Origin of the sequence: Flavobacterium sp. ov086 (genome assembly GCF_900187965.1) — a bacterium.
In the GTDB taxonomy this organism is placed as follows: Bacteria; Bacteroidota; Bacteroidia; order Flavobacteriales; family Flavobacteriaceae; genus Flavobacterium.
This window is the reverse complement of the sequence record NZ_FZNL01000014.1, coordinates 1-20,427: the sequence shown is the minus strand read 5'-3', so window position 1 is coordinate 20,427 and position 20,427 is coordinate 1. Positions and strand designations below refer to the sequence as shown.

General features: G+C 31.2%; 27 protein-coding genes. 2 read left to right on the top strand and 25 right to left on the bottom strand.

What is annotated here, in order from left to right; genetic code table 11:
* Nucleotides 1-6 precede the first annotated feature (6 nt).
* The gene (locus tag CHB81_RS15490; RefSeq protein WP_089352773.1) at nt 7-408 is read left to right on the top strand and encodes a hypothetical protein; all 402 of its coding nucleotides are present in this window, start codon (nt 7-9) and stop codon (nt 406-408) included.
* Between the two features lie 130 nt (nt 409-538).
* Here the strand turns inward: CHB81_RS15490 and CHB81_RS15485 are convergent, their stop codons facing one another.
* Together CHB81_RS15485 and CHB81_RS15480 are read right to left on the bottom strand one after the other, a co-directional pair.
* Nucleotides 539-1,612, bottom strand: coding sequence for an alanine/ornithine racemase family PLP-dependent enzyme (locus tag CHB81_RS15485; RefSeq protein WP_089352772.1), 1,074 nt, complete (start codon nt 1,610-1,612; stop codon nt 539-541).
* A 410-nt stretch (nt 1,613-2,022) separates the two neighbouring features.
* Complete coding sequence (locus tag CHB81_RS15480; RefSeq protein ID WP_089352771.1) at nt 2,023-2,457, bottom strand: GNAT family N-acetyltransferase; 435 nt, start codon at nt 2,455-2,457, stop codon at nt 2,023-2,025.
* A gap of 297 nt (nt 2,458-2,754) precedes the next feature.
* Here CHB81_RS15480 and CHB81_RS15475 point away from each other — a divergent pair, with 297 nt between their 5' ends.
* Complete coding sequence (locus CHB81_RS15475) at nt 2,755-4,290, top strand: YifB family Mg chelatase-like AAA ATPase (RefSeq protein ID WP_089352770.1); 1,536 nt, start codon at nt 2,755-2,757, stop codon at nt 4,288-4,290.
* A 158-nt stretch (nt 4,291-4,448) separates the two neighbouring features.
* Here the strand turns inward: CHB81_RS15475 and CHB81_RS15470 are convergent, their stop codons facing one another.
* From CHB81_RS15470 to CHB81_RS15360, 23 genes are all read right to left on the bottom strand, one after another.
* Nucleotides 4,449-4,817 (bottom strand): nuclear transport factor 2 family protein, encoded by a 369-nt coding sequence (locus CHB81_RS15470; protein WP_089352769.1) that lies wholly within the window; start codon nt 4,815-4,817, stop codon nt 4,449-4,451.
* A 50-nt stretch (nt 4,818-4,867) separates the two neighbouring features.
* Entirely contained in the window at nt 4,868-5,236 is a 369-nt protein-coding gene (locus CHB81_RS15465; protein WP_089352768.1) for a hypothetical protein, read from the bottom strand.
* A 52-nt stretch (nt 5,237-5,288) separates the two neighbouring features.
* Entirely contained in the window at nt 5,289-5,972 is a 684-nt protein-coding gene (locus CHB81_RS15460) for a GNAT family N-acetyltransferase (RefSeq protein ID WP_089352767.1), read from the bottom strand.
* Between the two features lie 46 nt (nt 5,973-6,018).
* Nucleotides 6,019-6,888, bottom strand: coding sequence for an alpha/beta hydrolase (locus CHB81_RS15455; protein ID WP_089352766.1), 870 nt, complete (start codon nt 6,886-6,888; stop codon nt 6,019-6,021).
* Nucleotides 6,889-7,054: 166 nt separating this feature from the next.
* Nucleotides 7,055-7,558, bottom strand: a complete 504-nt coding sequence (locus CHB81_RS15450) for an SRPBCC domain-containing protein (protein ID WP_089352765.1) — start codon at nt 7,556-7,558, stop codon at nt 7,055-7,057.
* Nucleotides 7,548-7,874, bottom strand: a complete 327-nt coding sequence (locus tag CHB81_RS15445) for a helix-turn-helix transcriptional regulator (RefSeq protein WP_089352764.1) — start codon at nt 7,872-7,874, stop codon at nt 7,548-7,550. The genes CHB81_RS15450 and CHB81_RS15445 overlap by 11 nt, the downstream gene beginning before the upstream one ends.
* A 174-nt stretch (nt 7,875-8,048) precedes the next feature.
* Nucleotides 8,049-8,654, bottom strand: a complete 606-nt coding sequence (locus CHB81_RS15440; RefSeq protein ID WP_089352763.1) for a rhodanese-like domain-containing protein — start codon at nt 8,652-8,654, stop codon at nt 8,049-8,051.
* Nucleotides 8,655-8,689: 35 nt separating this feature from the next.
* Entirely contained in the window at nt 8,690-9,877 is a 1,188-nt protein-coding gene (locus CHB81_RS15435) for a hypothetical protein (RefSeq protein ID WP_089352762.1), read from the bottom strand.
* Between the two features lie 195 nt (nt 9,878-10,072).
* Entirely contained in the window at nt 10,073-10,468 is a 396-nt protein-coding gene (locus CHB81_RS15430; RefSeq protein ID WP_089352761.1) for a VOC family protein, read from the bottom strand.
* A 153-nt stretch (nt 10,469-10,621) separates the two neighbouring features.
* Entirely contained in the window at nt 10,622-11,524 is a 903-nt protein-coding gene (locus CHB81_RS15425) for a PhzF family isomerase (RefSeq protein ID WP_089352760.1), read from the bottom strand.
* A gap of 56 nt (nt 11,525-11,580) precedes the next feature.
* Nucleotides 11,581-11,991 (bottom strand): hypothetical protein, encoded by a 411-nt coding sequence (locus CHB81_RS15420; protein WP_089352759.1) that lies wholly within the window; start codon nt 11,989-11,991, stop codon nt 11,581-11,583.
* Nucleotides 11,992-12,003: 12 nt separating this feature from the next.
* Nucleotides 12,004-12,492 (bottom strand): YegJ family protein, encoded by a 489-nt coding sequence (locus tag CHB81_RS15415; RefSeq protein WP_089352758.1) that lies wholly within the window; start codon nt 12,490-12,492, stop codon nt 12,004-12,006.
* Nucleotides 12,493-12,502: 10 nt separating this feature from the next.
* Complete coding sequence (locus CHB81_RS15410; protein ID WP_089352757.1) at nt 12,503-12,874, bottom strand: hypothetical protein; 372 nt, start codon at nt 12,872-12,874, stop codon at nt 12,503-12,505.
* A 70-nt stretch (nt 12,875-12,944) separates the two neighbouring features.
* A complete protein-coding gene (locus CHB81_RS15405) occupies nt 12,945-13,577 on the bottom strand; it encodes a DUF2947 family protein (RefSeq protein WP_089352756.1) in 633 nt (210 codons plus the stop codon).
* Between the two features lie 47 nt (nt 13,578-13,624).
* Complete coding sequence (locus CHB81_RS15400) at nt 13,625-14,086, bottom strand: hypothetical protein (RefSeq protein WP_141130408.1); 462 nt, start codon at nt 14,084-14,086, stop codon at nt 13,625-13,627.
* Between the two features lie 72 nt (nt 14,087-14,158).
* A complete protein-coding gene (locus CHB81_RS15395) occupies nt 14,159-14,518 on the bottom strand; it encodes a hypothetical protein (RefSeq protein ID WP_089352754.1) in 360 nt (119 codons plus the stop codon).
* 58 nt (nt 14,519-14,576) lie between these two features.
* The gene (locus tag CHB81_RS15390) at nt 14,577-15,677 is read right to left on the bottom strand and encodes a hypothetical protein (RefSeq protein WP_089352753.1); all 1,101 of its coding nucleotides are present in this window, start codon (nt 15,675-15,677) and stop codon (nt 14,577-14,579) included.
* A 176-nt stretch (nt 15,678-15,853) separates the two neighbouring features.
* Nucleotides 15,854-16,366 (bottom strand): alpha-ketoglutarate-dependent dioxygenase AlkB, encoded by a 513-nt coding sequence (locus CHB81_RS15385; protein WP_089352752.1) that lies wholly within the window; start codon nt 16,364-16,366, stop codon nt 15,854-15,856.
* Nucleotides 16,367-16,406: 40 nt separating this feature from the next.
* Complete coding sequence (locus tag CHB81_RS15380) at nt 16,407-17,342, bottom strand: hypothetical protein (RefSeq protein WP_089352751.1); 936 nt, start codon at nt 17,340-17,342, stop codon at nt 16,407-16,409.
* A gap of 44 nt (nt 17,343-17,386) precedes the next feature.
* Entirely contained in the window at nt 17,387-17,860 is a 474-nt protein-coding gene (locus tag CHB81_RS15375) for a DinB family protein (RefSeq protein ID WP_089352750.1), read from the bottom strand.
* A 39-nt stretch (nt 17,861-17,899) separates the two neighbouring features.
* Nucleotides 17,900-18,307, bottom strand: coding sequence for a hypothetical protein (locus CHB81_RS15370; protein WP_089352749.1), 408 nt, complete (start codon nt 18,305-18,307; stop codon nt 17,900-17,902).
* Between the two features lie 24 nt (nt 18,308-18,331).
* Nucleotides 18,332-18,781 carry a hypothetical protein gene (locus CHB81_RS15365; protein ID WP_089352748.1) on the bottom strand — a complete coding sequence of 150 codons (450 nt, stop codon included), beginning with the start codon at nt 18,779-18,781 and terminating at the stop codon, nt 18,332-18,334.
* A gap of 385 nt (nt 18,782-19,166) precedes the next feature.
* On the bottom strand, nt 19,167-20,072 hold the full coding sequence (locus CHB81_RS15360) for a pentapeptide repeat-containing protein (RefSeq protein WP_254921120.1): 906 nt from the start codon (nt 20,070-20,072) through the stop codon (nt 19,167-19,169).
* Nucleotides 20,073-20,427: the final 355 nt, after the last annotated feature.

The following is a 20,427-nucleotide window of genomic DNA, read 5'->3' as shown; positions in this document are numbered from 1 at the left end:
GTTTTTGTGAAAGACAAAAAAAATGCTAAAAAGAAAATCATTGAGCAAAATTCATTAGAATTTAAAACTAAAAATCTATCAGAATATGAAATTTATAGTTTTGAGAAACTTTCTAGTTATCTGAATCTGAAATTACAGAAACCTATAAATTATGAGGATTTAAATAATTTATGTTATTCTTTATTTTGTACGGTAGATATTCTTCCTGAAGATTTACAATCTTTAAAAATCACAAAGAATGTTTTGGCGTTAATCCGTACGGAAATTTTAATTGAAAACTTCAATGAATTTAGTGATTTAGCTGATAGTATAAATGAAGAGTATTGGATTGAGCAAATTCGGCAATCAATGATAAACGGTATTTGGCCGAACATAGAAAATGCCAGAATCTTACTCAAATCGGATTAAGGAAAACTGTTATCAACAACTGCTACAAAGGATTTGCATAATAGAGTTAATGGAGAAATAGTTTGTATTTAAGTTAATTTGTCAAAGAAATTATAGAATCAAATTGTATTATACTTAAAAACAATTCTTTTTACTCGATGTTTTTTTCGATGTAACTAGAACTTAACAGATACAAAGCTCCCATATATTTAATATTGAAAGAGATCAGATCGCCAATTTTATATTTTTGAGTTGAATTTGAAATATCAATCACCAACATATCAGAACTCGCATCGACAATTGTAATTTCTTTGTCGACTGCTTCCAGATATTGAGGTTGCATATCTAGTAATCCAATATCCAGAATCGCTCTCAAAGAAGTTCCGCCAAGATCTTCGGTACTTTGCATCGAAAAAGTATTTCCTGCTACATTTTCGCCCAGTTCTCCTGTTGGAACATCTGGTTTTTCGGTGATTTCAATGATTTCTGCAAAAAGTTTAAAGACATCATTGTGCATTCCTTTAATAGTTTCGCCTGTAAATAAATCTTTTCCAAAAAATAAGGCTTCACCAATTCTAAAATGATTTACAGCCATTGGTCTGGCATTCTTGATAATAAGAGGAATCGCAACCGATGTTCCGCCGGAAACCCAAGGAATACTAATATTGAATTTAGCTTCAATAAGCTGTTTATACAAACTCAATTGTATCAGTTTATCCTGAGTTGGCATAACTCCGCTAAGGCAATTTAAATTCGTACCAATTCCCAGAATTTCAATGTTTGGCGTACTTATAATTGTACCGTAAAATTCGAGTAAATCTTCGCCCATAACGCCTTCTCGTAAATCCCCCATTTCGATCATAATAATAATCTTGTGGATTTTATTTTGCTTTTTAGCCTCTTGCGAAAGCATTTGTATGGTATATATTTCAGTATTAAAACTTACATCGGCGTATTTTACAATATTTGTAATACTTCGTTTAGCGGGAGGTTTTATGTAAACAGTTTGTATAGAAGCGTCAAGCGATTTAATCTTTTTGAGATTACTAACCCTGGAATCGTGTATTTCTCTGACTCCGAGCGAAATAATTTCTTTCAGATACAGTTTGTTTCCGCATAAAAGTTTAGATACAACTCCCCATTGAATGTTTTTTGATTCGAAAAGAGAATTCAAAAAAGTGTAGTTTTCTTTTAGTTTATTTCGGTATAATTTTATGAATGCCATTTAGTTTTGTTTTTGTTGAATTTATTAATTCCGTTTATTTAATTAATTCAAGTTACAGGTTAATAAAGTGTAGTCCCTACGGGAAATGTCATTATGTTAAGGAAAAATCCAGTGGAACAATTTGGAGAATATCTCATCACTTTGTTTTTATGTTCCATCGGAACATTTCATCGGTAGCCAATAAATGTGGCGTTTTTTCACGTTCCATAGGAACGTTTGATTTTATAAATAATATTGGTAAAAACAGATACAGATTACATATATAATTTCTCAAACGTCCCAATGGGACGATGTTTTTCACGATGCATTTTTTTCTTCCGATGAGGTGTTCCAATGGAACTCAATCTAAAATATCTCGTAGGGATTAAACTTTTTACAGCTAACTTATTTGTTGAATTTATTAATTCCGTTTATTTAATTAAACGCATTTCCAGATACTTATTCGTAAAGCCAAGTTTCTCGTATAGTATTTTGGCAGGATTATCAGGTTCAACATGCAGCGCAATATTTCCTTCGGTAATCGAAATAGCCTTTTCTATTAATTTTTTGCCATAACCTTTTCCTCTTTCAGAATTGTCTACCGCAATGTAAACCAGAATATTTTCAGGAATATAATCTTTCATTCCTGTATTATTTAAAATTACGGCTCCTACAATTTTTTGATTTTCTAAGCCAATAACAATATTGCCGCCTTTGTCCGGATTCATTACATAATTGATGCATTTAAGAATATCTTCTATTTTATCGCCATATTGTTCTAAGTGAGTATGCAAAAATGTAGCTATAATTGTTGGTGTACATGTCTCGTCGTATCCCGAAATGGAATTTATTAATTTAAAGTTCATCTTTTAAATTTTTAGATTATTTAAGCTGATAGTAAATGTTCAGCCGATGTATAGATGCAAAACTAATTGCAGAAAGATTTCCAGAATCAGAAATCGAAATTTTCGATAGATAATCGATGATATTTTCGCAAGTTAAGCATAAATACTGGTTTTATTTCAATTTAATTGCGATTTCTGGTTTTTTGATACTTTTGAGAGTATATGTTTTTTGAAAGAAAAAGTTATTTATTTGTAATATTTTAACTGTTAAATAGATTTAATTTCACTAGATTTAAAAACATTTAATGAAAGGAATTTATGTTAGTAAAAGTTTACGGAAGTGCTGTTTTTGGAGTTGAAGCAACAACAATTACGGTAGAAGTTCATATGGATAAAGGTATTGGTTTACACTTAGTTGGATTGCCTGATAGCGCCATTAAGGAAAGCAGTTTCAGGATTGCGGCGGCTCTTAAAAATAACGGATTAAATTTCCCAGGGAAAAGAATAACTATTAATATGGCTCCTGCCGATTTGCGAAAAGAAGGTTCAGCCTATGATTTGACTTTAGCAATGGGAATTTTAGTAGGTTCTGATCAGATAAAAGCACCAGAAATTGAGCAATATATTATTATGGGTGAACTTCCTCTTGACGGAAGTTTACAGCCTATTCGTGGCGCTTTGCCAATTGCGATAAAAGCAAAAGAAGAAGGTTATAAAGGTTTTTTTCTTCCAGTTCAAAATGTAAAAGAGGCGGCGATCGTCACCGGATTAAATGTTTATGGAGTTGAAAAACTACAAGAAGTAATTGACTTTTTTGCAGGAAAAGGAACATTGGAACCAACAATTATTGATACACGTGCAGAATTTTATAAAAATTTAGATTTTCCTGAACATGATTTTTCAGATGTTCGCGGACAAGAAAGTATAAAACGCTGTATGGAAATTGCTGCCGCCGGAGGACATAATATAATTTTGATTGGTCCGCCCGGAGCAGGAAAAACTATGCTTGCCAAAAGAGTACCAAGTATTTTACCGCCAATGACGTTGAGAGAAGCATTAGAAACAACTAAAATTCATAGCGTTGCCGGAAAATTAAAAGAAGTAGGATTAATGAATCAGCGTCCATTTCGAAGTCCGCATCACACCATTTCGAATGTCGCACTTGTTGGCGGAGGTAGTTATCCGCAACCCGGTGAGATTTCTATGGCGCATAATGGTGTTTTATTTCTGGACGAATTACCTGAATTTAAGCGTGATGTTCTCGAAGTAATGCGTCAGCCGCTGGAAGATCGTGAAGTCACTATTTCTCGTGCAAAATTTACGGTTACTTATCCATCTTCATTTATGTTGGTGGCGAGTATGAACCCAAGTCCGAGTGGTTTTTTTAACGATCCAAGTCAGCCCAATACTTCGTCTCCACACGAAATGCAGCGTTATTTAAGTAAAATTTCAGGGCCATTATTAGATAGAATTGATATTCATATTGAGGTAACTCCGGTTCCTTTTGAAAAACTAGCCGATGATCAAAAGGCAGAAAGTAGTGTCGAAATCCGAAAACGTGTCACAGCAGCACGAGAAATTCAAACCAAACGTTTTGAAGAAATAGAAAACATACATTACAATGCTCAAATGAGCAGTAAACTGATTCGCGAGTATTGTGCGCTAGACGATCAATCCAAACAATTGCTCAAAACTGCGATGGAACGCCTTAATCTTTCAGCAAGAGCTTATGATAGAATCCTGAAAGTTTCCAGAACTATAGCTGATCTGGACGCATCACCAACCGTAATTTCGCAACATATTGCTGAAGCTATTCAATACAGAAGTTTGGATCGTGATGGATGGTTGGGGTAGGGCTTTAGGAGATTATTGACCGCAAAGTACGCAAAGATTTAATTTGTATTATGTATAGAAAACACAAAGTTCGCAAAGCTGAATCTAGATAAAGCTTTGCGAACTTTGTGTTTTATAAAACTTATATATTAAAGCTTTGCGTACTTTGCGGTTAAATATTATTCAAATTTTAAACTTGCATTTCTTGACATCAAATACGAAGTCAGCTTTTTTATTTTATTGTTCTCCATTTCAAAAACATCACAGAAAACAGCATCTAATATATTGCCATTTTTCATGTTTCCCTGTACGGCGCCTTCTGCAATAACAATGTTGTTCTCTTCAATCAGTTTTATGATTTGAATGGTTGGGCTTCCAATAAAATTCTCATTTTCAATTTCTTTATCAAAGGCTTCTTTGCCAACATGCTGATAAATTCCGGGCATTTCCCAAACAATATCGTCAGTAAGACAAGCAAGAATTCTAGCATGATCACTTACTCTAAATGCCGCCATATATTCGTTTACGGTTTGTTTATTTGGTGTCATAATTAAGAGAATGAAATAGCTTTACTATTTTTGGTTATGAGATAGTTGTCTTATTCAGCGTAAGGAATCTTTTTATATTCAAAAGTTCCAAGTTCTGATGTGATTACGCGTTTTTTAGCATCAAAATAATCGATAGAAGATGTGATTGAAACTCTGTCGTCAGCAATTATAAGTTCAGAATCGTTTTTAGATAATTTCCATTTAGAATATTGACTATCACTACCAATACGATTTTCAAAATCTCCATTTTCTTCGAAAATCTGCAAAACCTGAGTCGTTTTAAAATATTCTTTAATGTTCTGAGTTCTTCCGTTTTTGGTCCATTTTACCAACATCCATTTTCCAACAAGTTCTTTCTGTGTTTGTGCGCTTACTGATAAACCAATTAAACAAATGAAGATTAAAATTACTTTTTTCATTACCGTAGTAGATTAAGATTGTTAATAGTAGATTAGGGTTATGGTAAAGGTACTATTTTTTAGAAATATTCCAAAAACTAATTTTTCTTCTTGTCACAAAACCGAGTTTTTCATACAATTTAATGGCGCTAATATTACTTTCAACTACATGTAAATAAGGCGTTTTGTTTTGACTTAAAATGATATTGACAGCATGTTTAATTAACTGTTTTGCGTAACCTTTTCCGGTATGATCCGGATGCGTGATAATAGCGCTAACTTCGGTAAAATTATTCATTTTCATTCGTTCGCCTGTAACAGCAATCAATTGATTTTCTTTAAAAATTCCGTAGTAATTCCCTAATAATGGTGTTTTTGTTTTAAAATATCCGGGCTGAACTAAATTAACCAAATGCAAAAGTTCTTGATTGTGTTTTTCAGTAAGTGTAACAATTTCGATGTCTGTTTGAAACTCTATTGGATTGTGTGCAATCATTTGAAGACAAACCAGTTCTTTCACAATTTCTAGTGAATCTGCAATTAGAGGTTTTTCACCAACAATAAAAAAGCTATCGGTTAAGGATTTATATTGATTTTGTGCCTCCAAAACGCTATTGGGTTTAACAAAACCTCCAAACGGACAATAATCCGGATTGTAAAATTTAGTTCCGTTGTAATCAATCGCAAATTCGGCATGAGTTTCAGAGAGTGAATTCCAAACGGGGTTGTCTAATTTATTTTCGTCGCTATTTTTCATTTCGTTAAAAAATCAAGTTTAATATTTTTAAAATCGGTTCGTTTTATTAGTTCTGTTTTATCGGATAAAAAAAACGGAAAGAGTTTGAAACTGCCGGATGCAAAATAGTAGCGTGATTTTCCTGTGGGAAATAATCAAAATATACCTTTATGTTTTTACTTTTTGATGCCTTGATTTTTTCGGCTAATAAGTTTGCATCAACTTCCATAACTCTCGGAATCTCCGTTGGAGTAAGTCCTTCTTTGCCAACTGCAATATAGATATCGGTTTGTTGATTAAAGTTTTCCTGAAAAATAGGACTGTCCAGATTTAATATCGAACCATTGTTCCACCAAATACTTGGACTTACGATTATATATTTATTAAAAAGAGTAGGTTTCTTTAATAGGATTTCAGTTTCTAAAAGTCCGCCTAACGATTGACCAATAATAGTTTTAGAATTGGTGGTTCTGTATTTTTTATCTATAAAAGGTTGTAATTCCTTTTCTATAAAAGCGATAAACTGATCAGAATGTCCCGAAGTCGCAAATCTTTTTTGGTCGGTTTCTAGAGTCGTCGGAAACGTAAAATCCCTTCTTCTATCGACTGTGGCAATTCCCACAACAATAGATTTGGGAATCTGATTAATCCATTCAAAACTATTAAATTGAACCAATCCCGAAATATGAATAAAATCTTCATCGGCAGAACCATCCAGTAAATAGATTACAGGATATTTTGTTGCGTCGTCTGCATTATAACCTTCCGGAAGATAAATATTCAAAATTCTTTTTTCGCCTAATTCTTTCGATTGAATTTCGTCAATAACGCCCAATACAAAAGGTTTACTGGTTTCTGTTTCTTTGCTTTTTTTGGCTTGGCTAAAAGTTAATGTTGAAGTAAAAAGTAAAATTGTAAGGGTAATAATTTTATTCATTTTGTGGTATTTGATAACCTGTTTAGGTTATTGTAGTATTGATAAGTTATGAGATTTTTAGAGTGAGTTTCTAATCAAGCTAAAATACAAATTTTGATTGTAGTAAATGCAAAAAAATCCCATTCGTTAAAAAAACAAATGGGATTATAAGAATAAAAAACAAAGTTTATTTCGCTCTTGAAGCAAATATTTTGTCCAAACCTTCCATCGCAATGGTAAAACCTTCTTTGAAACCCATTTGGATAATCATTTCCAAATCAGATAATTTTTCATGTTTTATAGCAATGTCAACAATAGTCAAATCGCCTTGTTCAGAAAAATTGACATTCCAATTAGATCGCGGAAATTCGGTATTTAAATTACCTTCACTATCACAAAAAGCATCCAGATATTTAAAATTAGATTTTGGAGTTATCGAAGTAAAATCGGCAATAGCCCAGTGTTCTTCTCCTTCAGGTCCAACCATAGCATAAAGTCTGCGACCACCTTCTTTAAAATCCATACTTTTTGTTCTGGCTTTCCAAGGCGATGGTGCCCACCATTGGTCCAATATTTCAGCCTCAGTCCAGGCAGACCATACATTTGCAAGAGATGCATTAAATTCACGTTTTACATTAACCGTGCTCGTTTCTTTGTCCACGGTAAAATTCATCAATAGATTAGATTTCATTTTCTTTAGATTTTAGATTCATTAATACTTGATCCAATTGACTAAAACGGTTTTCCCAGATTTCCTTAAACTGTTCCAGCCATTTGTCAACCTCTTTCATTTTCTCAATTCTGAGTTGATAATAAATTTCACGTCCCGATTTCTTTTCATCCAATAATTCACATTCATTGAGAATTTTGATGTGTTTAGAAACGGCTTGTCTTGTCGTATTAAATTTTTCTGCAATAGCATTTGGTGTTAAGGCATTTGTAGCCACTAATACTAAAATTGCTCTGCGAGTTGGGTCGGCGATAGCTTGAAAAATATCTCGTTTCATTTTGGATTTATTTAAATACGCAACTAATCAGTTGCAAATATAAGCAACTTTTTGGTTGCGCAAGCTATTTTTTAATTTTTTTTTTAATTTTTTAATTAAGCGGGAAGAAGATGTACTAATTTGTACTTCTTCGAATTAAAAAGAATTATGTTTAAAGTTGGTATTGGTTTCCAACTAAGGATTTACTTTTATTTCTGTTCCTTCAAACTTTATTCTTGGATCGTTTACATTTACTAGTTCATCTAATTCATAAACATTTTTGTAGCCATATCCATAAAGATTTATATATGTTGGAATATTCAATGCAAGCATAACAGGTTTACTGTTTTTTATGGTCGGCGTCTCAGAAGTTTTTATCGGTAAAACTACTTTAGAAGTAAAATCTATTTGATCACCATTAAAATTATTATTGCAATAAATCAATATTATGGTGTTGGGATCCGGAATCAATTTATTTAGATTTTCTTGTGTAAAGTCAGTAAAATCTAGATGTATAGCACCTTTTAAATGTTTTCTGTTATAACGAAAATCTGAACGGGAATCTAAAATAACAGTATTTTTTTCTTGGCTCATTTTAAGAAAAACGTCGAGACTAACTAAACGATTTTCTCTTTGTTTTTCGATTTCCAGTACAAGATTTTTAAAATCACTATAATCAACTAATGCTTTTGGATAAGGCTGTTGCGCTGTCGTAGATAGTATGTTGGGAGTAGTTTGCGAATGAACAATGCAACTTGTTAAACAAAAGAATACTAAATTTATAATTGTTATATTTTTCATTTTACATCAATTTTATTATTCATTTAAATTATAATTTATCCCCTAAATCTGTTCCTAACAATAATATCCTTAAGTCGGGCTTTTAAATCTTCTCCCGTATCAAAAACCATTTGCTCATTATTTGGGAAAGGAACTGAACGTTTATTGAAATAATTCATATAATTATCCTCACAGGCATTTCGGTCTCCTTTGTAAGTAGAGTAAATATTCTCAAAAATAAATTCGCTCGTAAGCGGAAAAGATTGCATTAATTGATTCGTTTTCAAATCGATATAATCAACTTTTGCCGTTACCTGACAAGATTTAAATTGTCTGAATTCATATATATTCGCACGAAGTATTCTATAATTATCAACTTTTATTTCCTTGCCTAAACTATCCTTAACAGGTCTTCCGCGACCGTCTAAAAGTGTTTTTACACCATCTTTTATTTCTCTTTCCTTAATGAATTGCTTCTCTTTAATTTGTTCAGGCGAAATATTTATCTGAACAAAATTCACAATTAAACTATAATCATAAGTAACATTTTTTTGTCTTGCGTTATGATATACTGTCCATTTATCGTTTAATCCATACGTTTTAATATCCAGTAAATCATCCTGAAGCTGTTTTGGGATTACCATATTGGTCACATTTGTGGCATAAATATCCACAAAATCAGTTCCTTTAAACTGCGCATCATCCATCAATTTTTTAGTGTTTTTGTATCCCGGATTTATACTTTCAAGGTAGAAAAAATCATCATACGCCTTTCTAAAATCCAATTTATTGTTAGATTTTAAAAGAGCCGAAGCATGCTCATATAAATATTTAGATAATGCATTTTTGCTGCTCACAATCTCATTCGAATAATTATCAAACGGAAAAGAAGCATTTCTACCTTGTTTCAATAATTGCAAAGGCAATAAAGGTCTAATTTTTTCCTGACGGTTATTCAGTTGCAAATACGTATTATAAATTCGTTCAGCATTTGCAGGATTTGCTTCTTTTGTCATCAAATCAAGATTACGTAAATCTCTGTCTTTGGCTTTTGCAAAAGCTTCTTCCAGCAAATACACATAATCCTGTTTACCTTTCGAATCTTTTTTGGTTTTTAATGCATCAACCGCGCGGTCAATTGCGGCATCATAATTTCCGTCACTTAATAAGGATTGCGTCGTTTTTACGCCGCATGACGCAAGAGTTAAAAATAATATTGAGAACAGTAAAGTAATTTTTTTCATTCTAAAGACCATTGATTTTTCAAGGTGTAAATATATCGGTTTTTAGATGAAATCAGGTATTGTAATTTTTAAATTTCAGAAGCAGAAGTTTTTGTTTTCACAATAACCTTTAGTCCCGTTTTCGCCTTTATCTCTCCATCCCGATAGCTATCGGGATTACGAGGATATTGGCTCTAGCGGGGCTAAATCAGAGCTTTATTTCGGCCAATACAAAAAATTGAATTTATGACCATCCGGATCAGAAAATCCAAAGAAATAGCCTTGTCCGTATTCTTGTGGTTCAGCAAAAATTTTTCCGCCGGCTTTTTCAACAATAATTAGCCATTGGTCAACTTCCTCTTTGCTTTCGGCAGACAGAGAAAATATAATTTCATTTCCTAGCTGTAAGTCAGCCATTTCAGCATTTACGGCCCACTTAAACTGATCTTTTACAAAAAAATGAATGATGAAATTATCATCGCCAAAAAGAAAACTTCGCAGTTCTTTATTGGTATTGTGGCCGTTTGGTTCAAAGCCTAAATCATTGTAAAACTTGGTTGTTCTGTCTAAATCTTCGACACCTAAATTTGCCCATATTTTTTTCGTTTTCATAAGATTCGTTTTTAAAAAATTAGAACTTAAATTCCGATTATTAAAAAATAATCGAACTATAAATTTATGAAATTTTAAATTAAAAGAATTATTGAAACGGAGACGCACTGCTACGCGTCTCTACGGATTTAGATTTGTAGAGACATTGAAATTTTAAATTTCTATTTCGGTTCTGAAAATTACAACAGCTTCTCCTTTTATTTGAATTAATGCCGGCTTATCATTTTCAATCAAAACCTTAACAGTTATAGTACCAAGTCGGTTTATTTTTTCGCCTTGTCTTCCATTGAATTCAAACTGGTTGTTTTGATACGTAACGATATTATTTTGTATCAGGTAACCACCCAATGGTCCATTTGCATTACCAGTCACAGGATCTTCATTTATACCAATTGAAGGGGCAAACATTCTTCCATAAGTCAGGATATCTTCATTATCAGAATCGAATGTAAAAACAAAATAACCATTGCAATTAATCTGAGCACTTAATTCAGTTAAATGATTATATTTTGGGGATAAAGCATTAAGTTTTTCTCGGCTTTTAATTCCAATCATAACTTTTGAATGTCCTGTAGAAGCAATTTGAATTGGACATCTTGTGTCAATATCATCATAATCGAGTCCTAGTGCCTCAACCATTCTTTTTTCGGTATCACGGTCGAATGTTGTACTAAGTTCAAAACTTCCTTGTGTCATTAAAATCTGATAATCGTCCTCTTTTTTGATAATTTCAAAAGGAAGAATACCAATCTTAGTTTTCATCTTTAACACACAAGAATCTAAATTATCTTCCAGAGCTTTAGCATACATTGCTGCAATTGTTGCATGACCACAAATTGGAACTTCTATAGTTGGAGAAAAATATCGTATTACGCCATCGCAATCATCACTATCGGGCGAAAAAAGAAAAGCAGTTTCGGAATTATTTAATTCTCTTGCGATTTGTTGCATTTCAGAATCCTTTAATCCGTCTGCATTTACAACAACTCCCGCTGGGTTTCCTTTAAATTTTTCTTTCGTAAAAGAGTCTATTTGATATACAATAAGTTTTTTCATGATTTTAAAATGTCTGTGCAGAAGGTTTTTGCTTTCTTATGTTATAACTATCACTATTATTTGGTTAATTTGATTTTGCCTAACTTTTCGCAGAGTTCAATATTTTTCTGAGTGCCACTTTTTCGGTTAGAATCAGAATTAAAATCGATCGCAATAAAATGGGTGCAATTTTTTATAACCTCAGAATCTCTATGTTCATCATTTTCAAAACCTCCAATCAGTTTCCAACTGCTTACTTTAGTCCTGAACTTATCCGATAAATATCTTGGATTTTCGCCAATATGATAAACTGAAACATTTGCAGAATCGCATTTAAGGACTTCCATAGCGAGAACATCCACGCCTCTAAAATCACAAAGTAAAAAGTTTATGTTTTTGAGGTCAATATATTCATTAATTACACTTTCGTAATGTTCCTTAAATTGAGTGAAACTGATGTTTCCGTTTCCAAATATATAGATATTCATTTTATTATTTTTCTAATCGATTTGCATTCCGCTTTCAGCATCAAATTGATTTCTTTCGTTTTCAGTCATTCTGCTTCGTAACAATTTTATGGTGTAACCGCCAAATAATTTTCCGTTTTCAAGATACATCCAATCACTAATTTTTGAATTATCTATCTCTATTTTGTCTCCTATTTTGTACTCGGTAATATACTCAGGTTCATTGTCTAAAATTCCCCAATATTTTCCATCTTTATATTCAATATTGCTTAGCCAAATATGTTCGTTTCCATTGGCAGTTTCAAATTTAACTTTCAATGATTTAACTTCAATTTTTGGATTTTGTAATGCTGAATTAAAATCAGTTAATGTTTGATTGGCTTTTTTAATTGCTTCAGACATTTCTTTATCATCGCTTTCTACATTATAAATTGTGGGTTGATTTTCTCTTTCAACTTTATCTGAATTTTTGCAGCTCACACAACAAAATATAATTAGGATAACCAGGGCTTTTATTTTCATTTGATCGTTTTTATGGAATTATGTAGATTTTTTTTGTTTGATAAGCGATCTCCCAAAATATAACCGAAAAAACGGCATTGGCTATTACTGACGTTTCTATATCGTAAGGATCGTAGTTGGAGAACAAATGTAAATCTCCAAATTTTAGTGATAAAACTAAACTTATACAGGCAATAATAACAGCGTAAAGTATATTGAAAACGGCTGTCCATTTTAGAATTAAAAAAGAATATGCAATGTTTATTAAAGTAAATCCACAACCTAAAGTAATGAGTAGATTATTAGTATTTAATGCTCCATCGATAGTCATTAAAAGTATAGTTGAAAAATAATAGACAACCAGAAGTATGATATAAATAAAAATGCGGTTTTGTAATTTCATTTCAGGTTTAAATTTACTTGTAGATTTAGGTTTATTATTAGAGATTGCAAAACTTTAGTAGAAGAGATTATTACTTCTTATCTCTTTCGGCTATAGATAAATTTCCATTTGTAGTTAGTAGTATTACTTTTGTACTTTTTGGATTTATAATAACGTTTGATTCATCATCATACAGAAATGAAATCCAATATTTACAAATTACGCTCCATTTAGATTCTATTCCAGTATGTTTGTTCCAAAAAAATAAAACAAGGTCATCTTCTTGCCAATTAATTAAAGGTTTTACATTTTTGTTGAAAGCTTCAATATTATTCTCATTCCAATCTTTTTGCCAATTATATTGATTGCCAATCTCATTTTTTATTTTCCACTCGTCAGGATAATTTATGAGCATCAGGTGTTTTTTACTTTCAGAAATATATTTATTCCAAAGTTCCGAGCAGTAATAAGTGGTTAATGCTTTTATTTCTGTTTTATCCGAATCATTTAAAATTGGAAAGCAATATTCGTTTTCGAAATAATAGAATTTTTCCAGATTTTCATATTTTTGATTTAAATGATTTTTTTGTTCCTCTTCAATTTGTTTTTTCCAAAATTCTATAGCCAAATCAACATCATCAAATCTATCAATTAGAAATTTTGCGGTGCTTAAACCAACTTTTAGTTTTGTTCTGACAGAATTTATTTTTTCTGGATCTTTCATTTTGTCGATTATAAAAAATAAATGAAGTTGGAGGGAAGGTAGCTTGTTTAATCATCAATTAAGGATTCTTTGTCCCAAATTTTTGTACTTAGATATTTTTTGCAAAAGTCATATCGTTTTATTACTCCTTTTTCGGGGTCTTTGTTGTATTGAAAAATCCATATTTCATTTCCAACAATTTTTATTCTGCAAAATCTTCTGTAATCACAAGCATCGGATGAACAAATTAGTATTGAAGATTTCTTTAAAATTACTTTTCCATCAGTATTGATTATTCTATCAATGAGAGTGATCTTTTTGTGAGGTAACTTCCAAAATAGAAACTTTCGATCCTTCTCAAATCTTTCTGTTTTTACTATTAGTTTTTCAACGGAACATTTTCTTCCATTTTGAATAGTGTCTTTTATTGATTTCGATTTATTCATGCTAGACAATGAAAGAGAAAATAAACTAAATACTAAAAACGCTATAAATGTTGTCCGCATTTTGTTCTTTTTAATAATTGACATAAATAGTTATTCTCAATTAATTCAATGTTTTACGGGGATTTCCACATCATTATATTCTCCAATTTATTTTCATTATTTTCTGCTTTTCACTTGATAAACAATTTCCCAAAAGATAATCGAAAGAAGTGCATTTGTAAATATCGCTGTCTTAACCAAATAAGGATCATACTTTGAAAGCAGGTGTAAATTTGCAAAATTGACCGCTAAAAACAATGCCAGTGCCGCAATTACAACAGAACAGATTATATTTAGTAATAACGTCCACTTTAGTGCGAAGAAGGCATAAATGAGATTTAAGATTGCGAAACCAAAACCTAAAGTTATATATGGGTCCGTTTTTAATATTTCTCCCAACGAGAGTAAAAGAGAAGTCGAAGAAAGATATAAAAAGAATAGTATTGAATAGAGCAGAATTCGAATTTGTGGTTTCATTTTGATATTTTTTTAGTGAAGTTTAAAATGGGGTTTTAAAGATGTTTTTATTATTGTTTTAAACAATGTTTTTTCCAAGTTCGGTACTTTTTATATTGAAACCATCGAAAATTAAACAACCATAATTGCTTAAATTTTCAATTGTTTGTAGAATATCTTGTTTTGACAAAAGTATTTTATAATGTTCTAATAATTCATCAATATTTGAAAAATCATTCTTTAAATAGTGTAAATATCTCAACGCCGAATCATCCTGATATTTGAGTCCTCGAACAAAGCAAATCTGCAAGTTCATTTTTTCAACAATTGCTCTTGTTAAGTATTCCAGAGTTCTAATACATTCTAAAATATAACTATGATCTTGATTTCTCTGCGTTTCTAAGGTGTAATTTATTCCTTGATACTCAATTTCAAAAGTTGAATGCGAAAAACGCCAATGGTCTTTATTAATTTCGGGTTTAGTATAATCTTGTAATTTTAGATTTAATTCTTTTTCTATATCGTTTTTCAGTATTTGAAGTTCTTCAATTGGAATAGTAAAAACTTTTATAGATTCGATTTTGTCTAAATCTGATATACTCGGAATATTGAATTTAGAAAGGATCAAATAGTCGTAAGAACCATAAAATCCTATTTTCTCTGATTTCTCATCGTTTGATAAATATAAGACAACACCATCCTGAACCAATTTATTATTGATTAGTTCTTGATTTCGTTCTTTTTCGAGATAACAATTATAGCAAATATCTTTTGGCAGATGAGGGCTGGTTGTTGGAATTATTAGTTTATTGCAGCTTGAACAATTGATAGCCAAGTGCCTGTCTGACCATTTAGGGCAATCATCATCAGGCTCGTTTTGTGAAGGGAAATAAAATTCTAAGTTGTATTTTTTTTCTGCTAATATTCCTAATTCTTTCGCTAGGCTAATTTCTGTAAAAGGTTCATTTTTGAAAAGTCTGATATCTCCACCCAAACTAATATGTCCCAAAGAAAAGCGGTTAGTACTTTTATTAAAAAACGAATCACTTTTTGTATAAACAAATAAGCATAAAAACCATCCGGTTGTATCTCCATCCCATAAAGCTTCTAAAACAATGGGTTTACCGCCAAATTTCTTTATTTCATTGTCTAATGTTTCAAATGTTGTAATTTCTGGCATGTATTCTAAAGCTTTTAAAATGTTGGAAAACGGATAGATTCAAATGATAAATATAAGAACTTTTAGCATTTTATAAGTTATCGAATATGCTATTCAAACCAGATTGTATCAAACTGGTTTGGGTATTTATTTTTTGGATAGTATAGTTTGAGACGAAATTGCTTTTAGTATTTTTATTAACACATTTGTCTAAAAGTCAAACTAATTCGGCCATTTTCTGTATCAGATTTTGGAATTGAATGTTGCCAGATTGCTTGCACTTCTTGTGTCATGTAAACCAAACTGCCTGTCGTCAATTCATACGTTAAATACTGGTCTGTGTTTTCGATATTTCTAAATTTCAAAGTTCTTGTTTCTCCAATTGAAACAATTGCAATTCCTGTATCGGTTTCTAAAATATCCGTTTGATCAGAGTGATAACCCATTTTAGATTTTCCGTCTAAATAGTAATTGATTAAGCAATTATTCGGTTCAAAGCCAATTACAGGTTTTAATTGGTTAATTATGGAATCGAGTTCTGGCAGAAATTCCTGAAATGGATAATCTATTTGAGAATAATTATAAGCTTTACCAAAGCTTGCAGTTTTGCGCGCAGTCATGCGTTCATCCCATTTTACGGTTGATGTTAAAAGATCAAACAGCTCGTTTGGGTTATCAATAAAATTCTCAATGTATGTTATGCCGTCCATTTTAGGATATTTGTTTTTGTGAGTTTACAGGTTGGGTTTATCAGCGATGCTTATTTATACTGGAATATAAACTGTTTTTTGTGTCTAAATAATTCATAATCTCTTTGTACGGAATTATTATTTCTGAAATATATTCGCCAATTTGATCTTTTTCTTCATTCATGTTTAAATTTTTATCCAAAACTCTCACTTTAAAAGTAACACCTTCCGGACTAAAAAAATTAAAGTCTTTTGAATCAATTTTACATTTTACTTTATCATAATCATAATCCGATTGTTCAAAAGCAAGTTGATATTGGTTTAGTAAATCACCAAATCCATTAGACAATATTTGCTTGTAATTATTTACTATTTCTTTTTTGTGATTATTGGCGTAGTTTAAAATAGCTTTATTAAATGCATTAAGTTGATTATCTGTTATTAATGAAGTGAAATCGACTAATTTCATTTTGTTTAAATCGATATTCAGAAATTCATTATAAGGCGATCCTTTATCTGCATTATTAGTTAGCTCAATATTGTAAACAAGTATTTTATCTAAACAATAAATGTGTGTAGTAATATTTTCGGATTCATTACTTTCGTCACGCAGCTTTTGATAAGATTTTGAGTTTGAATTTGAAGTAAAAATTTTGGAGAGATCAAGGCGATCGACTGCATTTTGAAATTTTTTATTTTCTTCAGAATGATCAAAAACCGTATCGGGCTTATGAAACATTAGATCGGTATTTTCAGGATCGAGCTCTAAAATATATTCACTGTTTTTTAAAATCAATTTATTTAGTGCATCAAAACTTTTCCCATTTTTATCTGAAAACAATTTTATTGATCCATTTTTAAATGTATTTGGATCATTATAATAATACTCTTTAGATTTTAGATCAGAACAATTTATATTGCTTACGGGGATTCCATTTGCCTGAGAATAAGTAAATGTTGTTGATAACAGAAAAAATAAAATTACTTTTAGATTCATTTTTTACATCGTATTAATTAGCGTTATCATTGACAGTTTTTTTGCTACAATTTACTGTTTTTTATTCTTTCTATTTGTCGCTTGTGTCGCAAAATATGTACAATAGCATGCTCTGTTAACTGTTCAATATCATACAATTGTCCCCAACCTGTTTTTATTTTAAGTGAATCGTCATATTGTTCTAATTCGTCGTCTTTAATTTCGCTAAAAACATTTTCGCTAAATATGAAAACATTCGTCAGATCTTTCAAATATTCTTCAATAGATAAATGATAAACTTTGTCTGGTCTTTTAGCATTATGTCCTTTTAGGTTATGGATACTCGTAGCGTAGCTATAACCGGAACTTACAACGTGAGATAGAATTGTTTGTATGGATTTACAATCTTCGTTAGTTGTTTTTTCGTCTATAATTTTGGTCAAAGCATCATCTGGAATATCTTTAATGACATTCTTAAGGTCTAAAATTGCCTGCTCGTAAATGTAGAGTAATGCTCCAACGGCACCTTGTCTATTCATTTTTAGAATTGTTGTTTGGTTAAAGAAAACTTGTTAGTTTTATATTTTGTTTTTTACTAATCCAATTAAAAGTGTTATGCTTAATGTGTTTAATACAAGTAGAATAGCAACAGGAATATTGTCTTCAAATCCAAAATTATGGTTTAGATATAGTAATGTAAAATCATATAATCCATAAAACAGAAAAATGATACTTATAAAAACCAAACCAATAATTGTAAAACGCAAAATATCTCTAAGCTTTGATTTTGATTGATAATTTTTATCTAAAATGGTTAATAAAACTGCAGTAAGAATTACAAATCCTATTAGAGCATAATCACTAATTTTACTTCGCGAATTATGTCCTGCTGAACCTACCATAAATTTAGCAAATAGAAATAGCGGCAAAATTAAGATTAATATTGCTCTGTAAATTTGGAAACTTATTTTGTAGATGTTTTTCATTTAGTTTTACGATTCCTTTTATTCTTATTGCAAAAGCGCCTCTATTTTAGCTTCCGATTTTTCTTTGATTGCGCTATCAGGATGAAAACTCCAGATGATCAGGAATTTTCCTTTTGCAAGATATTCTTCGGGATGTTCGTCTGTTGGTTCACCGGCTTTTCCCCAAAGTAATCCTTGAAGGAAACGATCGCCTTTGAATCTGCTTTCAAATTCAAAATACATAATAGAACCGCTATCTTTTTTATTTTTGAAACTCTGAATTTCTTTGCTTTTTACAACTCCTACAATATTGCTGTAAGTCGCAATATCATTGTAGAACGTACAAGCCTGAGGTGTAATACAGTTGTGACCGTCGCTATAAGTGTAGGTTTTAGGAATTTCTTTGCCTTTTAGTTTTAAATCGACAATAGTCTGGCTGAATAAATTTGTAGTAAGTAACAGGAATAATGCCGACAGGGGAATCGTAATTTTCATGGTTTTGGGTTTAGTGGTAATTGAATTTGTACTAAGCTAAAATAGTTTTTTTATTTGAGTTTATTGAGTTTGATTTTTCATCGAAGAATAAAAATATTTATTAGCATGCTAGTGCAAGCGCAATGTGATTAAGTTAAGGGAAAAACTATAAAATTATTTAACGGTTTAATCAAAAAGTAATTAGAAAAATCCGTTTTTATCAGCGTTTTCGCTTTAGCGAATCAGTAAAATCAGCGTCTAATTTTGACGCGGATAAAACAGATTTACTTCGTAAAAACGCGGATAAAAACGGATTTGATTTGCAATAATTTTATTTTCTAAAAGTTTAACTTAATGACATTGCGCTCCTGCTAGCTTTTTTTATTTCTTCTATCTTTTATAGACACTATATTAATAAAGTTAGTCCCGTTAAATCAGCTTTCCCGTTTTTAAGAAATTCATAGGTCATTCGATCCGCTTGACAGTCAATAAACTGAATGCCTTTTAGCCTTTTGCCTTTAAAAAAAGTATTTATTAATGTTGCATTCTTAAAAGCCACTTTTGTAAAAGAGCAATTTTCAAAAGAACATTCTTCTATTGTACCATTAAAAACTGCATTAGAAATATGTGACAATTTAAATGACGATAGATTCCAAACCGCATTTTCTATAATGCAATTTTTAAGTTCTGTTGTCTTTAATTCAACTCCTGAAAAATTTGCTTTTGAAAAATTGCAGTTTTTAATTTCACTGGATGTGAATTCGGTGTCTATGAGTAAACATTCAATAAACTGATTATTCTCTAAGTTAGAAGTTCGAATTTTACTGTTTCTTAAATCTGAATTTGAAAAATCGCAACCTACAATATTGTTGGATTGAAGTATTAAATTCGACAAATCGGAATCAATAAATTTACAGTTCTTCATATTCGAAGTGCTGAATTTGTCTTTAAGGTTATTTAGTCCTGAAAAGTCTGCATCGACCCAGTTTCCTGATGACATGTTCCAGTTTAAGCCCAAATTAGTCTTAAGTTTTTTGATTGTTGAAATTTCTGCAGATTGCTTTTTGTCCGTTTCAAATTGGTTTTCAGAAACATTAGATTTAAATGTTTCAGAAAAATAGTTTAAGTCCACACCCAGAATTTGTGCAAGTCGGTTTAATGTAGAAATATCAGGCATTGATTCGCCTCTTTCCCATTTACCAACTGCTTGAGAACTAATAGACACTTGTTGCGCAAGGTCTGCTTGTGAAAGATTATTTTTCTTTCTGGCAGCTGAAATTTTATCGCCTACTGATTTTGAATTTAGCATCATAATTATTTTTTTTAAATTGATACTGCAAAGTTATATTGCTCCATAGCCTGTTTACAAAGAAATCCGGCTACCAATAGTTGTTATTACGCTACTTTTAGTTGTTATTGACAACTTGGGGTAGTTTTTCGGTGTTTTGGTTGAACTTTGATTTCATTTTATGATTTAATTATGCTGTGCGAAATCTCCCGACTTCGTACCCGCTCCAATATTTTTTTAATTAATGCAACGTTCTAGTATTGTCGCTACGAAGTTGGGAGACGTTCGCCTTTACTTTGGATTAGATAAAAAACTTTAATTTTATTCAAAGGAAAGCAGAGGTGAACTTTAGACTTCGCTAGTTAAGAACCATGCTGTG

What these genes read in the sequence shown, in the direction of transcription:
- CHB81_RS15485 (WP_089352772.1), bottom strand. Translation starts at nt 1,612, where the DNA reads ATGGCATTCATAAAATTATACCGAAATAAACTAAAAGAAAACTACACT.
- CHB81_RS15480 (WP_089352771.1), bottom strand. Translation starts at nt 2,457, where the DNA reads ATGAACTTTAAATTAATAAATTCCATTTCGGGATACGACGAGACATGT.
- CHB81_RS15475 (WP_089352770.1), top strand. Translation starts at nt 2,755, where the DNA reads ATGTTAGTAAAAGTTTACGGAAGTGCTGTTTTTGGAGTTGAAGCAACA.
- CHB81_RS15470 (WP_089352769.1), bottom strand. Translation starts at nt 4,817, where the DNA reads ATGACACCAAATAAACAAACCGTAAACGAATATATGGCGGCATTTAGA.
- CHB81_RS15465 (WP_089352768.1), bottom strand. Translation starts at nt 5,236, where the DNA reads ATGAAAAAAGTAATTTTAATCTTCATTTGTTTAATTGGTTTATCAGTA.
- CHB81_RS15460 (WP_089352767.1), bottom strand. Translation starts at nt 5,972, where the DNA reads ATGAAAAATAGCGACGAAAATAAATTAGACAACCCCGTTTGGAATTCA.
- CHB81_RS15455 (WP_089352766.1), bottom strand. Translation starts at nt 6,888, where the DNA reads ATGAATAAAATTATTACCCTTACAATTTTACTTTTTACTTCAACATTA.
- CHB81_RS15450 (WP_089352765.1), bottom strand. Translation starts at nt 7,558, where the DNA reads ATGAAATCTAATCTATTGATGAATTTTACCGTGGACAAAGAAACGAGC.
- CHB81_RS15445 (WP_089352764.1), bottom strand. Translation starts at nt 7,874, where the DNA reads ATGAAACGAGATATTTTTCAAGCTATCGCCGACCCAACTCGCAGAGCA.
- CHB81_RS15440 (WP_089352763.1), bottom strand. Translation starts at nt 8,654, where the DNA reads ATGAAAAATATAACAATTATAAATTTAGTATTCTTTTGTTTAACAAGT.
- CHB81_RS15435 (WP_089352762.1), bottom strand. Translation starts at nt 9,877, where the DNA reads ATGAAAAAAATTACTTTACTGTTCTCAATATTATTTTTAACTCTTGCG.
- CHB81_RS15430 (WP_089352761.1), bottom strand. Translation starts at nt 10,468, where the DNA reads ATGAAAACGAAAAAAATATGGGCAAATTTAGGTGTCGAAGATTTAGAC.
- CHB81_RS15425 (WP_089352760.1), bottom strand. Translation starts at nt 11,524, where the DNA reads ATGAAAAAACTTATTGTATATCAAATAGACTCTTTTACGAAAGAAAAA.
- CHB81_RS15420 (WP_089352759.1), bottom strand. Translation starts at nt 11,991, where the DNA reads ATGAATATCTATATATTTGGAAACGGAAACATCAGTTTCACTCAATTT.
- CHB81_RS15415 (WP_089352758.1), bottom strand. Translation starts at nt 12,492, where the DNA reads ATGAAAATAAAAGCCCTGGTTATCCTAATTATATTTTGTTGTGTGAGC.
- CHB81_RS15410 (WP_089352757.1), bottom strand. Translation starts at nt 12,874, where the DNA reads ATGAAATTACAAAACCGCATTTTTATTTATATCATACTTCTGGTTGTC.
- CHB81_RS15405 (WP_089352756.1), bottom strand. Translation starts at nt 13,577, where the DNA reads ATGAAAGATCCAGAAAAAATAAATTCTGTCAGAACAAAACTAAAAGTT.
- CHB81_RS15400 (WP_141130408.1), bottom strand. Translation starts at nt 14,086, where the DNA reads ATGTCAATTATTAAAAAGAACAAAATGCGGACAACATTTATAGCGTTT.
- CHB81_RS15395 (WP_089352754.1), bottom strand. Translation starts at nt 14,518, where the DNA reads ATGAAACCACAAATTCGAATTCTGCTCTATTCAATACTATTCTTTTTA.
- CHB81_RS15390 (WP_089352753.1), bottom strand. Translation starts at nt 15,677, where the DNA reads ATGCCAGAAATTACAACATTTGAAACATTAGACAATGAAATAAAGAAA.
- CHB81_RS15385 (WP_089352752.1), bottom strand. Translation starts at nt 16,366, where the DNA reads ATGGACGGCATAACATACATTGAGAATTTTATTGATAACCCAAACGAG.
- CHB81_RS15380 (WP_089352751.1), bottom strand. Translation starts at nt 17,342, where the DNA reads ATGAATCTAAAAGTAATTTTATTTTTTCTGTTATCAACAACATTTACT.
- CHB81_RS15375 (WP_089352750.1), bottom strand. Translation starts at nt 17,860, where the DNA reads ATGAATAGACAAGGTGCCGTTGGAGCATTACTCTACATTTACGAGCAG.
- CHB81_RS15370 (WP_089352749.1), bottom strand. Translation starts at nt 18,307, where the DNA reads ATGAAAAACATCTACAAAATAAGTTTCCAAATTTACAGAGCAATATTA.
- CHB81_RS15365 (WP_089352748.1), bottom strand. Translation starts at nt 18,781, where the DNA reads ATGAAAATTACGATTCCCCTGTCGGCATTATTCCTGTTACTTACTACA.
- CHB81_RS15360 (WP_254921120.1), bottom strand. Translation starts at nt 20,072, where the DNA reads ATGATGCTAAATTCAAAATCAGTAGGCGATAAAATTTCAGCTGCCAGA.